The 13531-nt window shown below is 52.8% G+C and carries 14 protein-coding genes; 10 read left to right on the plus strand and 4 right to left on the minus strand.

The genetic code is table 11. The features are described 5' to 3' along the window. Positions 1–15 precede the first annotated feature (15 nt). The 4 genes from MJ768_RS10535 (at position 16) to cysM (ending at position 3483) form a co-directional block, all read left to right on the plus strand. Positions 16–963, plus strand: coding sequence for a glycosyltransferase (locus MJ768_RS10535; RefSeq protein ID WP_239291634.1), 948 nt, complete (start codon positions 16–18; stop codon positions 961–963). Continuing rightward, positions 960–1976 carry a glycosyltransferase family 10 domain-containing protein gene (locus MJ768_RS10540; protein ID WP_239291644.1) on the plus strand — a complete coding sequence of 339 codons (1017 nt, stop codon included), beginning with the start codon at positions 960–962 and terminating at the stop codon, positions 1974–1976. The genes MJ768_RS10535 and MJ768_RS10540 overlap by 4 nt, the downstream gene beginning before the upstream one ends. Before the next feature lie 170 nt (positions 1977–2146). Then, on the plus strand, positions 2147–2461 hold the full coding sequence (locus MJ768_RS10545; protein WP_239291646.1) for a ComEA family DNA-binding protein: 315 nt from the start codon (positions 2147–2149) through the stop codon (positions 2459–2461). A 134-nt stretch (positions 2462–2595) separates the two neighbouring features. Continuing rightward, positions 2596–3483, plus strand: a complete 888-nt coding sequence (cysM, locus tag MJ768_RS10550) for a cysteine synthase CysM (RefSeq protein WP_239291648.1) — start codon at positions 2596–2598, stop codon at positions 3481–3483. A 163-nt stretch (positions 3484–3646) separates the two neighbouring features. Here cysM and abc-f read toward each other — a convergent pair whose 3' ends face one another. Next, entirely contained in the window at positions 3647–5500 is a 1854-nt protein-coding gene (abc-f, locus tag MJ768_RS10555; protein WP_239291658.1) for a ribosomal protection-like ABC-F family protein, read from the minus strand. 446 nt (positions 5501–5946) lie between these two features. Between abc-f and MJ768_RS10560 the strand changes: the two genes are divergently transcribed. From MJ768_RS10560 to MJ768_RS10570, 3 genes are read left to right on the plus strand one after another with little or no spacing between them, the layout of a single operon-like run. Then, positions 5947–7077 carry an efflux RND transporter periplasmic adaptor subunit gene (locus MJ768_RS10560; protein WP_239291660.1) on the plus strand — a complete coding sequence of 377 codons (1131 nt, stop codon included), beginning with the start codon at positions 5947–5949 and terminating at the stop codon, positions 7075–7077. A 5-nt stretch (positions 7078–7082) separates the two neighbouring features. Beyond that, positions 7083–8285: an ABC transporter permease gene (locus MJ768_RS10565; RefSeq protein WP_239291662.1), complete on the plus strand. Its 1203-nt coding sequence runs from the start codon at positions 7083–7085 to the stop codon at positions 8283–8285. Continuing rightward, positions 8278–8991, plus strand: coding sequence for an ABC transporter ATP-binding protein (locus tag MJ768_RS10570; RefSeq protein WP_239291664.1), 714 nt, complete (start codon positions 8278–8280; stop codon positions 8989–8991). Before MJ768_RS10565 ends, MJ768_RS10570 begins: the two co-directional genes overlap by 8 nt. Before the next feature lie 291 nt (positions 8992–9282). Here MJ768_RS10570 and MJ768_RS10575 read toward each other — a convergent pair whose 3' ends face one another. The 3 genes from MJ768_RS10575 to MJ768_RS10585 all read right to left on the minus strand — a co-directional run bounded on the left by MJ768_RS10575 (position 9283) and on the right by MJ768_RS10585 (position 10430). Continuing rightward, the gene (locus MJ768_RS10575; RefSeq protein ID WP_239291674.1) at positions 9283–9486 is read right to left on the minus strand and encodes an ATP-binding cassette domain-containing protein; all 204 of its coding nucleotides are present in this window, start codon (positions 9484–9486) and stop codon (positions 9283–9285) included. 372 nt (positions 9487–9858) lie between these two features. Next, complete coding sequence (locus MJ768_RS10580; protein ID WP_239291754.1) at positions 9859–10155, minus strand: type II toxin-antitoxin system RelE/ParE family toxin; 297 nt, start codon at positions 10153–10155, stop codon at positions 9859–9861. Next, positions 10155–10430, minus strand: coding sequence for a type II toxin-antitoxin system ParD family antitoxin (locus tag MJ768_RS10585; RefSeq protein ID WP_239291676.1), 276 nt, complete (start codon positions 10428–10430; stop codon positions 10155–10157). The genes MJ768_RS10580 and MJ768_RS10585 overlap by 1 nt, the downstream gene beginning before the upstream one ends. A gap of 482 nt (positions 10431–10912) precedes the next feature. Between MJ768_RS10585 and egtB the strand changes: the two genes are divergently transcribed. From egtB to MJ768_RS10600, 3 genes are read left to right on the plus strand one after another with little or no spacing between them, the layout of a single operon-like run. Continuing rightward, entirely contained in the window at positions 10913–12193 is a 1281-nt protein-coding gene (egtB, locus tag MJ768_RS10590; protein WP_239291678.1) for an ergothioneine biosynthesis protein EgtB, read from the plus strand. Further along, entirely contained in the window at positions 12193–13158 is a 966-nt protein-coding gene (gene egtD / locus MJ768_RS10595; RefSeq protein WP_239291680.1) for an L-histidine N(alpha)-methyltransferase, read from the plus strand. The genes egtB and egtD overlap by 1 nt, the downstream gene beginning before the upstream one ends. Before the next feature lie 39 nt (positions 13159–13197). Then, on the plus strand, positions 13198–13455 hold the full coding sequence (locus MJ768_RS10600) for a hypothetical protein (protein WP_239291682.1): 258 nt from the start codon (positions 13198–13200) through the stop codon (positions 13453–13455). The last annotated feature ends 76 nt before the right edge of the window (positions 13456–13531 follow it).

Below are 13531 nucleotides of genomic sequence, written 5' to 3' on the forward strand. Positions count from 1 at the left end.
CCGAATGGCATTGACATGAGTAACCCGACTGCGACACAGCCCACTATCGTGCGTACCGAAGTAATCGTTTCAACTTACAACAATCCGATGGCACTGAACTATGTGCTACTAGCACTGGCGGGCCAGCGCGACGCCGACTTCAGCGTGTGCGTGGCAGACGATGGATCCGATAAAGTGACGCATACGCTACTTGAGAACTGGAGCCACCGCCTCAGCCCGATTCCGCTGCGCCATATTTGGCAGCCAGATGATGGATTTCGTAAAAATACTATCTTGAATAAAGCAATCGACTCATCACAAGCGGATTACCTGATTTTCATCGATGGTGACTGCGTTGCTCGCCCCGACTTTATTGCCTGCCACATTGCGCGCCGCACCGAGGGTGTCTTCCTTTCTGGCGGAATGATCCGCCTGCCAGACAGGTCAACGTCGGCACTATCTGAGGAAGGTATTGGCAGTGGCGAGGTTTTTCGGCTGAACTGGATCGTCGCGCAGATAGGGCTGCGAAAGCTCAGCGTGCTGCTCAAGGTGGCAGTATTGCCGATGGTGTTAGCGCGCAAGCTTGAGTGGCTCACGCCGGTCAAGCGCACTTGGAACGGCGCTAACAGTTCGGCTTGGCGGCGCGACCTGATTGCAGTTAACGGTTTCGACGAGTCGTTAAGATACGGAGCCGAAGATGTGGAGATGGGTGTGCGCCTGAACAACCACGGTATTGTCGGGCAGCATATTCGCTACAGTACTTGTTTGCTGCATATTGAACATTTACGTGGTTATGCCGACGCTAATATTGTGCAGCGTAACAAGGCATATGTGCGTGAAGTGAGGAAGAGTGGTATCGACTGGACCGCTAATGGCATTGTCAAGCTCGCCGCGCGACCACCAGTGGCGGAGACTGAACACGACCGCTCATTTTCTTCTCAGCGACAAACCGTGCATGTCACTGCAGAAATTGACAACGCATGAAGCACGCATCAATCGTGGCTGGCAGGCATAAGCGGAACGAGATTTTCACGCCCGGCGCAGGCTCTAATGGAGGCGAGTTCCATTTGCCGTACCGCCAGTTGCGCGAACTGTTTCGGGAATCCGGGATCGAGCTTTCAACCGCCGATATGAACATTGGCCGCGAAGTAGTATTCGAGTTGCATATCAACGCGCGGCGCCGCTTGCCAAAATGTCCAGCCTACGCATATTTATACGAAGACCCGATTATTCGGCCACTCAACAGCGAACTGGCGCAGTTGCGTCGCTACCGTAAGGTTTTTACATCGAATGAAACACTAATCGATGGCAAACAAATCTTGCGCTTGGATTACCCTAACGATTTAAGTCTGCGGCCAGTGCCGAGTTTTGTCGAGCGTGATTTGTTTTGCGTGATGATTGCGTCAAACAAAGCGCTGCTACATCCTCATCCCCGTAGCTTGCATGGTAACCGCATTGAAATTATTCGCTTCTTCGAAGCGCAGGCTCCTGAACTGTTTGCGCTATATGGCAAGGGTTGGGACATCCCGGCGGTGCGCCCTGGCCTAACAGGACGTCTTATCAAGCGTGTGAATGAATGGCGTGCCAGCATTGCTCCCAGCCGACCATTTCCGAGTTATCGCGGGACGGTTTATACAAAATCAGAAGTTTTGGACCGCGCCAAATTCTCAATCTGTTACGAGAATTCACGCGGCAGCCCAGGCTATTTGACCGAGAAAATCTTTGATTGCTTTACCAGCGGCTGCATACCGATTTATATCGGTAGCACTCACAGAACAGCGCTCGTTCCAGAGGGTTGCTACATCGACGGCGATCGTTTTAATAGTCCTGCTGAGATGTTACATTTTTTGCAATCAATCGACGCCGTCAGCCACGCGCGCTATCAAGCTGAAATCCATCGCTTCCTGGCCGGACCAGACAGCGTGCGCTTTACCAACGCGCACTTTTGCCAATCGCTGGTGAACGCTGTAATGGCTGATTTCATGGTGGAAGGTTGACCCGCGCAGGCATAAAACGCTTGTCCGTAAATATTACGACAAGGCGCTCTAAGTAGGGTGGAAAATCAGGTGGATTATGTGAGTTTTGTTAAGTCAGTCAACGTTGTTATGGTGCTATGCGTTTTTGATGAAAGGGCGGCTTCGTCGTTCATTTTTGCAAGAGGGCTATAATGAAAAAATTGCTACTGGCGTTTATTACATTTGTTATTTCAACCAGCATTGCGATGGCTGCTGTGAACTTAAATACGGCCACAAAGGATGATTTAGATAAAGTTAAGGGTATAGGCCCGGTGAAGGCTCAATCGATCATTGATTACCGCAAGAAAAATGGTCCATTCAAGAGCGTGGATGAATTGGAAAATGTTAAAGGTTTTGGTAGCAAGTCGGTAAAAAAAGTACGTTCAGAATTGACTGTGAACGGTGTTACCAACGCCAAGCCAGCTGCAGTTAAAGCAACCGACAAAAAAAATGAAGTTAAGAAATAGTTTGTAGCTGAGATTCTCTTTACGGCTGCACCGTTGTATAAACAACAACCCCGTCTGGCGTGAGCTTGACGGGGTTTTTATTTGTGCTTGTATGTAATGGTAAAATAATGCATTAAATTTTAGGAACATCATAGATGTACCACACAATTGAACATTTCGTTGGCAACACACCTCTGGTCAGGCTAAAACGTATTCCCGGTGCGACGAGCAATGTGCTGTTGGCCAAGCTGGAAGGCAACAATCCTGCGGGCTCGGTGAAAGATCGTCCGGCGCTCTCAATGATCATGCAGGCCGAAAAACGCGGTGACATTAAACCGGGTGACACGTTAATAGAAGCTACCAGTGGCAATACTGGCATTGCGCTTGCGATGGTAGCGGCCATGCGAGGCTACAAGATGATACTGGTTATGCCTGAAAACCAGAGCATCGAGCGTCGCCAGAGCATGCGTGCATATGGCGCGGAATTGGTGCTGACATCCAAAGAGGGCAGCATGGAATTGGCGCGCGATATGGCGGAGAAACTGCGCGACGAAGGGCGCGGGGTCATCCTCGACCAATTCGCTAACGCGGACAATCCTCTGGCACATTATCAAGGCACCGCACCGGAAATTTGGCGAGATACGCAGGGCGGCATCACTCATTTCATTAGCAGCATGGGCACCACCGGCACAATCATGGGTTGCTCGCGCTTCTTCAAGGAAAAAAATCCCCACATTCAAATCATTGGCGCACAACCGGAAGAAGGCGCGCAAATCCCCGGCATTCGCAAATGGCCTGAAGCTTACCTCCCGAAAATTTATGATACCAAACGTGTAGATAAGCTGGTGAACATTGGTCAGCAAGAGGCGGAAGAAATGACTCGTCGCCTGGCGAGTGAAGAAGGCATTTTCTGCGGCATCTCATCCGGCGGCGCGCTGGCAGTGGCGCTACGCGTAGCGCAGACGGTGCAGAACGCAACCATCGTGTTCATTGTGTGTGATCGGGGAGATCGCTATTTGAGTACAGGTGTGTTTCCGGCGTGATGTGCTTGCTTCTGTAATTAAGGCCACGCTGAACAAGTCCTTCCGTTCGGGCTGAGCCTGTCGAATCCATTGGCAACTTATTGATTTGCAAGGAGTGCGTTTCGACAAGCTCAACGCGAACGGACTTGTTCAGCGTGGCCTTAAGGATCCTGGATCCTCGGAGCTAGATTCCTTCTTCCATAGCCATTTCAAGTTCCAGCCAGCTTTCCTCCAATTCGGCCACTTTATTTTCAAAGGTTGTATGCAGAGCGTTCAGCTTGATGATTGCATCACGGTCAGGATTAACATAGATAGCTGGATCGGCCAACTGGCGGTTGACTTCGGCCAGTTCCGCCTGAGCTTTTGAGAGCGCGGCTTCGAGTTTGGATTGTTTCGATAGAAGCACCTTCTTATTTGGCTTGGATACGGTTGGCCGGCGCGGTTTTTCTGGTTGAGCTTGAGTCGTTTCGCGCGGGCGGCGTGTTTCGATCCAATTTTTGTAGTCTTCCAAATCGCCATCAAACAGTTTGGCATTGCCGTCCGCAACCAGCCATAACTCATCTGCTACGGCTCGGATCAGGCTGCGATCATGGGACACCAATACCACTGCGCCGGTGTATTCCTCGAGCGCCAGCGTGAGGGCGTCGCGCATGTCCAGATCAAGGTGGTTGGTGGGTTCGTCGAGCAACAATAAATGTGGCTTTTGCCAAGCAAGCAGGGCCAGCGCCAAACGGCTTTTTTCGCCACCGGAAAAGCTGGCCACCGGGCGATCTTCGCTGTCTCCAGCCAGACCGAAACGACCGAGAAAAGTGCGCAGTGCCAGTGTCGTTACTTTGGGCGCCAGCTTTTCCATGTGTTGCAAAGGCGTAGCCGCGCTGTCCAGGTTTTCCAGCTGATGTTGGGCGAAGTAACCGATGCGGATATCGGGCGTAATTTCCAGCTTGCCTGAGGTGGGCTTAAGCTCGCCCACCAACAGTTTGATCAGGGTGGATTTCCCGGCGCCGTTCGGACCCAGCAGGGCAATGCGCGCGCCCGCTCGCAGCACCAAGTCGACGTTATGAAATAGGGCCTTGTCACCATAGCTAAAGCCCATTTTATCGGCACGCAGTAATAAGTCGGGACTACGCTCCGGCGCTTCGATCTCCAGCTCGAAATGGCCGTCTGTAATATGGGCCGGGGCGATGCGCGTGAGCCGCTCCAGCGCTTTAACTCGGCTCTGTGCTTGCTTGGCCTTGGTTGCCTTGGCACTGAAGCGGCGGACAAAATCTTCCAAGTGTGCGATTTTTTCCTGCTGCTGGTGAAAAGCTTGATTTTGCTGCGCTATGCGCTCGGCGCGGGCACGCTCGAAATCGTCGTAGTTCCCGCTGTAACAATCAATCACCTGGTTGTTAACATGGGCAATGCGGTTGACGCAGGCATTGAGAAATTCGCGATCATGCGAAACCAGAATAAGGCTGCCGGGGTAGCGAGCAAGGTATTGTTCAAGCCAGAGGATCGCCTCCAAGTCGAGGTGATTGGTGGGTTCATCCAGCAACAGTAAATCGGCTCTATGCATTAGCGCACGGGCTAGATTCAAACGCATGCGCCAACCTCCGGAAAAGCTGCTGACCGGGCGCTCCAAGGTATCGTTGGCAAAACCTAATCCATTCAGCAGTTGAGCGGCACGGGCTTTGGCCACGTAGCCATTAATTGCTTCGTAGCGGTGCTGGGCCTCGAACCAGGCTGGATCATGCTGCTCTCGCGCCAGATTTTTTTCCAGCTCACGCAACTCCACGTCGCCGTCGAGAACGAACTCCAGAGCGGGCTGATCCGAGTTGGCGATTTCCTGCTCGACAAAAGCGATTGTCTTGCCGGATTGCAGAGAGATCTCGCCGCTGTCCGGCAAAACTTCGCCGCGAATCAGGCGAAATAGCGTGGATTTGCCGCAGCCATTTTTGCCTACCAACCCGATACGTTGGCTGGCGTAAGCCTGGAAATTTACTTGCTGCAATAACGTCGTGCCGCCTTGCAGGTACGTCAGATTTTGAATGTTTAGCATGGTGTAATGATACCAGACGTGCCACGTCTAAAATATTAGAGCGAAAGCTGGGTTAGTCTGTTCGATTGCGGCTATTCGTTGCTGGCAGCAATGTGTCATTGGCCTGCGCCGAATTGTAAATTTAACCGGGCACTAATGACAAAATCTGGTTAAATATATAGAACTGCCTATAGATGCTTGCGAACGTAACTTTAATTCCCATCGCTTCCACCATCCAAAATAATGTCACTCTTGTGGTGGCATTTTATTTGGTGTTACCATTTGTTGAAATCGTCCCTGACCACCTCCAGAGCACCGGACGGTGCACCTCTCCTCGTGTATCATGTTGGCCACCACGCATACTCCGGAGTGACACCATAAAACGCCACCTGTTCCTCGTCGCCGTCGCCTGCCTAATCTTGGGTGCCTTGGCATGGGGGCTGGTACAGAAAATGCGAGGGCCGGCCTTGGTTGGTTATGAAGTGGCAGCGCGGCCGCTGGTGCAGACGGTCGTGGCGACCGGCCGGGTGATGGCCGTTTCGCGGGCGCAGGTCGGCAGTCCGGTGACTGGCGTGGTGGTCACGCGGCGCGTGCGTGAGGGTGACGTGGTGCAGCCTGGCGACGTCTTGGCGGTGCTGCGTGCCGATGATCTCGAGGCGACCGTTCGCGAAGCGGAGGCCGCCCTAGCCCAGTTGCAACAGTCGACGCGTCCGCAAGCTCAAGCCGCACTGCGCGAGGCGGAGGCAAGGTTGGCTCAGGCCAGCCGCCAAGCCCAGCGTCGTCGATACCTGTTCGAGCGGAAGGCAATCTCCCGCGAAGAGATGGAGCAGGTGATACAGGCCGAAACCATCGCCCGCACCGCCGCCGAGCAAGCGCGGCTTGTCGTCCGTTCGCTAGTGGCCGGCAATTCCAACGAGGCCGCGGCGCGCGCCCGAGTGGCCAGCGCCAAGGCTCAGTTGGCCAAGACAACGATCCGCGCTGAAGTCGCCGGGACCGTGCTCACCCGCAATGCCGAGCCGGGCGACTTGGTGCAGCCCGGCCGCGTTCTGTTCGAAATCGCCCGCAACGACGACACCGAAGTGCTGGTGCCGCTGGATGAAAAAAACCTCGAAGTGCTCGCGATCGGCCAGGCGGCCATGTGCATCGCCGACGCCTACCCTGCGCGGTCATTCCCGGCAAAGGTCAGCTTCATTGCGCCCAGCGTGGATCCGCAGCGCGGCACGGTGGACATTCGCCTCACCGTAACGCCGGTGCCCGACTTTCTGCGCCAGGACATGACCATCTCAGTGAACGTGGAAACGGGCCGCCGGGACAGTGCCATCGTAGTGCCTAACGATGCGCTGGCTGCCATGCAGGGCAACCGTGCGGAGCTGTGGCTGGTCTCCGATGGCCGCGCCACGCGGCGCCAGGTGCAGTTGGGCCTGCGTGGCCTGATCCATACCGAAGTCACGGCCGGTTTGCGGGTCGGCGACTGGATCTTGGCAGATGCGCAGGCCGCGGTGGCACAAGGCGATCGGGTACGCGTGGTGTCCAGCGGCCTATCCGTCGGTGCCGCGAACATTGCCACGCGCAAGGAATTGCCAGTCAAGCTGGACTGATGCCGATGTGGATCGAGTGGACCATCGCCACCAAGTTCCTGCATGAAGGCAAGGTGCAGAGTACGCTGATCCTAGTTGGCATCGCCGTGGGCGTCGCGGTAATCGTCTTCCTCACTGCGCTGATCACCGGGCTGCAGAGCAACATCATCAACCGCACCCTGGGTACCCAAGCCCACATCAAGGTTCAACCTACAGAAGAGCGTAACCGCATCCTGCCGCCCGCCACAGGAATTGTGCAGCTGGTGCTGGAGGACAAACGCGCCCAGCGCCTGCGCTCGATCAACAACTGGCAGCAGGTGCGCGACGTGCTCGACACGCTGCCGCGGGTCACGGCCGTGTCACCGGTGATCTCGGGGCCAGCGTTCGCGCGCCGCAGCGAGGCACTGCAGTCGGTGGTCCTGGTCGGCATCGACGCGCCGCGCTACCAGCGCATCATCCCGATCCAGAACGACATCGTCGCCGGGGTGTTTCGCATCGGTGCCGGCGACGCCGTAATCGGCAAGCAGCTGGCCGCCGACCTCGGCCTGCGCGTGGGCGACAAGCTACGACTGGACGGCGGCCAGCAACGGGAGAGCGTGGTGAACGTGGCCGGGATCTTCGAGCTGGGGGTGCGCGAACTGGACGCGCGCTACGTGTACCTGGAAATGAAGCAAGCGCAGTCGCTGCTCAACCTGCCCGGTGCCGCGACGATCATTGACGTGACGGTGGATGACATTTTCGACGCGCAGGCAGTGGCCGCGCGCATCACCCGCCTCACAGGACTGAAGGCAGAAAGCTGGATGGAAACCAACGCCCAGCTGATGAACGCCTTGCGCTCACAAAGCCTTTCCACGCAGATGATCAGCGCGTTCGTAGCATTGAGCGTGGCACTTGGCATCGCCAGCGTGCTGTCGGTGAGTGTGATCCAGCGCACGCGCGAGATCGGCATCCTCCGCGCAATGGGCACCACACGGCAACAGATGCTGCGAGTGTTCCTGATCCAGGGTGCACTGTTCGGCCTGGCCGGTTCGCTACTGGGTGGCTTGGCAGGTTATGGTCTGGTGGGCGCGTTCAATACCTTCGGGCCAAAACTGTTCTACATCCCGGTGAATCCGTGGCTGCTGGTAGCCGCTACTGGATTGGCAATGGTCACCGGCATCCTTTCGGCAGCCGTGCCTGCACGACGCGCCGCTTCCCTCGACCCGGTGGAGGCGATCCGCCATGTCTGAGCACGACGCCAGCCAAGAGGTAATGCGCCTGCAGGGCCTTCGAAAAAGCTACAACGTCGGCAAGCCTACCGAAGTGGAAGTGCTGCACGGGCTGGATCTGCGCTTGCAACGCCGCGACTTCGCCGCGCTCGTGGGCGCCTCGGGCTCGGGCAAGAGCACGCTGCTCAACGTGATCGGTCTGCTGGACAGGCCCACAGCGGGCGAGCTGTTTCTACTCGCCGAGCCCACCCAGAGCATGGATGACGCACGGCGCACGGAGTTGCGTGGCAGCGCGATCGGCTTCGTGTTCCAGTTTCACCATCTGATCCAGGCCTTCACCACGCTGGAGAACGTGCTTATGCCACTCATGGTGGCCACCGGCAAACCCACGCGCGAACAGATCGACCGCGCCCGCGGCCTGCTTGCCCAGGTGGGCCTGGAGGGGCTCGAGCAGCGCAAGCCCGACCAGCTTTCCGGTGGCCAGCAGCAGCGCGTGGCCGTGGCCCGCGCCCTTGTCACCCACCCGGCGCTGCTGCTGGCCGACGAACCCACCGGCAACCTCGATAGCAAATCCGCCACCGAAGTGTTCCAACTGTTCCGCAACTTCAACCGCGAGTTCGGCTGCGCCGTGCTGCTAGTCACCCACGACTCGCGCATGTCCGAGCAATGCGACCGCACAATCATGCTCGTGGACGGCAACATCGAAAGCGATGAGGCACTTGGCTAATGCGAACAGCAGGCAAGATTGATACGATCCTCGACATGCGGGGCTGAACTCCGCACCTTTTCGCAGGAGTTCGCAGCGGTTCTAAAACTAAGTTTGGCGCAGGGTTCCGCCCCCCACCAATACTTAAACCCCAACTGCTCTCAGCTGGGGTTTTTTCTTGCCTGTTTGCGCTAATGCCCGCATATTTATGGGCGTTCATTTTGATCCGGCCAGGAGTCGTGGCGTTAACAAATCAAGGAGGATGGGTGAGTACAGAAGACTAGGTACGTAAGCTGCTTTCGATGTTGGGCGCTATTTGTACTGCCGTGATCGAATATGCGATATTTCGCCGCTGTCCGGCAAAATTTCGCCGCGAAACAGGCGAAATAGCGTGGATTTGCCGCAGCCATTTTTACCTACCAACCCGATACGTTGGCTGGCGTACGTCTGAAAATTTACCTGCTGCAATAGCGTCGTGCCGCCTTGCAGGTACGTCAGATTTTGAATGTTTAGCATGGTGTAATGATAACAGACGTGCCACACCTTAAATATTAGAGCGGAAGCTGGGTTAGTCTGTTCGATTGCGACTATTCGTCACTGGCAGTAATGTGCCAGGAGCGGACGGACGAAATGTCATGGGAGAGTGACCGCTTATCGGCCTTATGTAGCGCTCCACATAAGGTCGAGAAGCAGTCATTCCTTTGGATATTGGTGAGTATCTCAATTGCTCAAGGTAGCCAAAAGCGGCACTTGATAATGGCAACAACAGTACCGAATCCTTACTATTGATAACAACGATTATCGTTAGTGGCTTTCAGCAATTTTTATTGCCCCATCAATTATGTCCCTTGCCATCAGTAAATTTGGCCAATGTGAAGAACCGATCCCTTAAGCAAAATAATCTGTATCAATATCTCGGGCATGGTGCAACATTCGAATAACCAGTAGGCCATTTTTATCTAGCATGTAGAAAATGATATATGACGTGCGTGTAGGAAAGCTGCGCAGCCCGTCTGCCAATTCCGGACGCGCCTTACCCATCTCTGGCTGAGTAGCCAACAGTGAAACTGTTGATTGAATGGAGTCCAAAGATTCATCTGCTGCAACCAGATTTTCTTCCGCTATGGTCAACCATAGCTCCAGCAGATCGGCTTCTGCTGAATTGGTAAAGCGGATGTGAAGCATCAAGCAGCAGCCTTGCGAGTTTTCAGTAACTGGCGACCTTGTTTCTTCAGGTTGGCAAAATCAATTTCCTTTGCCAAATCGTTTTTTGCATCGTTCAAACCCTTGGCAATATCTTGGCGCAGGCTATCGAGCTTCGCTGTTTTGACCTGTTCATAGGCTTCGAATAGCCGCAACGCCTCACGAATGACTTCGCTGGCCGAACCATACACGCCAGACTCAACGCGCTGACGAACACGTGCCTCTAATTCAGGTGGTAAAGATACGTTTATAGACATGACAATTCTCCTATATAAATATTGACAGTAGTATGGCAGTTTATGCCATAAATTGCCATACTCAATGAGTTGTCAGGCAGACTGATTCTCAACAGAGATTTTCAACAAGTTAAGCCCTTCATCACATTTAGCAGGATATTTTTATCGGGCAAAAACCAGATATTCCCAACCTGATTTGTCTATGAGTTACAGCAGCGTATTTCCTAAAAAATCGTTTGATGATATCTGCTTGCCCTACATGGAGTTTTGCTCGAATGGTTAGCGAAATTAAATAATGTATATCCCGCTTTAAGCTGTGCATCATGAACTCTCAAGTCCAGCGAGGCCAGTGCAATGTGCGCGAGGGAAAGAGTCGCAAGCTATTATGATTTCCCAGTTTCTGATAAGGTGAACTATGGCATAGCTTGGTTCTATTTTGCCCCGGCTTTTGGCCTTGCTGAACAGATACAGTGATAATCAAATTAATTTTAATAGAACTTAAAATGAATATTAATTCCCCCGGAAATAATTTCGATAAGCTTGATCCACACTTGTTGGGTGAGCGACTAAGGTCGGTGCGAGCGCGTACGGAGGCTCTCTGCGCGCCTTTGGAAAAAGAGGATTACTGTATTCAAGGCATGCTTGATGTCAGCCCGCCAAAATGGCATTTGGCTCATACCACATGGTTTTTTGAAACCTTTGTTTTATTGCCTTTCGCGCAAAATTATCTGGTTTTTAATCAAGCATACGGGTATCTGTTTAACTCCTATTATGAAACGGTTGGTACTTTCTTTCCCAGGTCTCAACGTGGGCTCCTGTCTCGTCCAACTGTAGCAGAGGTTTATAACTATCGCTGCCACGTAAACGCCGCGCTTGATCAAATATTGGAGAATTTCATCGGGCAGAATTGGCAAGAGATTGCTGAACGAATTCGTTTGGGCATTGAGCATGAGATTCAGCATCAAGAGCTTTTACTTATGGATGTGAAATACAATTTCTTCATTAACCCTCTAAAGCCGGCTTATCATAGTCAGCCTCCAATTCGATGCTCAGAGCCACCACCATTGGCCTGGATGGAATATGGTGGCGGTATTGTCGAGATTGGGCATGATGACCAAGGTTTTTCTTTTGACAACGAAAGGCCTCGCCATAAAACTTTTCTCAGAGACTTTCGCTTGGGCACAAGGCTAATCACCAATGCAGAATATTTATCTTTCATCGCCGATAAAAGTTATCAACGACCCGAACTTTGGCTCTCCGATGGCTGGCGCACTGTCAACGAGCAGGGATGGCAAGCCCCACTATATTGGATAAAAGAAGAGGATAACTGGTTGTTAACGGGACTGGCGGGCCAGCACCTTATCGACCTGAATGAACCAGTAGCTCACCTGAGCTACTACGAAGCCGATGCTTTCGCACGATGGTCTGGTAAGCGGCTGCCGACCGAGTGCGAATGGGAATACGCTGCCGCCAAGTTGCCGATAGAAGGAAATTTCCTTGATTCCGGGCGCTTCCATCCAGATGGAGCTCGATGTTCTGGTCTGACCCAGCTTTATGGTGATCTTTGGGAGTGGACTCAAAGCCCCTATAAACCCTATCCGGGCTTTCGTTCTCTTCCTGGCGCATTGGGTGAATACAACGGCAAATTCATGTGTAACCAGATGGTGCTGCGTGGTGGGTCATGCGCAACAGCAGAAGATCATATCAGGGCAAGCTATCGAAATTTCTTTCCACCAGGGAGTCGTTGGGTATTCTCAGGTTTACGTTTAGCGGAGGATTTGTAATGCAAACGGAATACTCCAAAGTTCCGGTAGACATTGTCGATAGTGAAGGTTTTCGGTTAGATGTTTGCGCCGGTCTGCGACAGCGGCAGCGTTCAATTCCACCAAAATATTTTTATGATGCGCAAGGATCAGCCTTGTTCGAGCAGATATGTGAAACTGCTGAATATTATCTGACGCGTACTGAAACGGCCATTCTGGATGAGCACAGTGCTGAGATGATGGGCCTCATCGGCCAACCTTGCGCCCTTGTCGAATTTGGTTGTGGCAGCGCAGTGAAGACGCCATTGCTTTTGCGTCATTTGGATTCTTCAGCAGTCTGTGTACTCATAGATATTTGCAAACCGCAGTTAGAGCAAACTGAAGCGCGCTTGGCCGCGCAGTTCCCCAACATCAAAATATTAGCCGTGTGTGCGGATTACACTCAGCTTCAAGTCCTTCCTTTGCCAATATCAAGTGATTTGCGCCCAGTAATTTTCTTTCCCGGTTCTACTATCGGCAATTACACACCTGAAGAAGCGCAACATCTCTTGCGCAAAGCAGCCAAATTAATCGGGCCCGATGGCTCGATGCTGATAGGTGTAGATTGCAAAAAAGATCCGGCGGTTCTCAATGCTGCCTATAACGATAAGGCAGGTTTGACCAAGGCTTTTAACCTCAATTTACTTGCACGAATGGAGCGCGAACTTGGGGCCGAGATCGAACCGGATGGATTTACTCATTATGCATATTACAACCCTGTGCCAGGGCGCGTTGAAATGCACTTGGTTAGCCGATTTGATCAAGTTATCCGTATATCAGGTGAGGAATTTTGGGTAGGGGAGGGGGAGTCTATTCATACAGAAAATTCCTATAAATATCGGCCTGATGAATTTCAGGATCTGGCGAGAAACGCAGGCTGGAATACGGAAATGTTTTGGACAGATGCTAATAAATTTTTCAGTATCCACCTGCTTCGAGCTTCATGAATAATTACTGGCAGACTTCGGCTGGGATTAGGGAGAAAAATGCGTAAATTAAGTGAATATGTCGAGATGGCTGCAACGGAATATTTGCAGGAGACGGGAAAAGCTGAATTGGATGCACACTGGATTGCCGAATTTTTTCAGGATAATGGAGTACAGGATGATTATCCCCGGCAGGATTTGATAGCTTTTTTCGCATTGGTGCAAAAGGCATTGACAATAAAATCCGAGAGAGCCAGCAAACAAACGCGTTTGCAATTGGATAAAGCGACCCGTCTAGAAAAGCATAAGCAAAAGTAATGTCAAAAATTGCACATACCATCCAAAAGCCCAGTTTTATTGATAATTCATAAAATCATCATGGCGTTTAAATCTG

This window comes from Candidatus Nitrotoga sp. 1052 (genome assembly GCF_927312905.1).
In the GTDB taxonomy this organism is placed as follows: Bacteria; Pseudomonadota; Gammaproteobacteria; order Burkholderiales; family Gallionellaceae; genus Nitrotoga.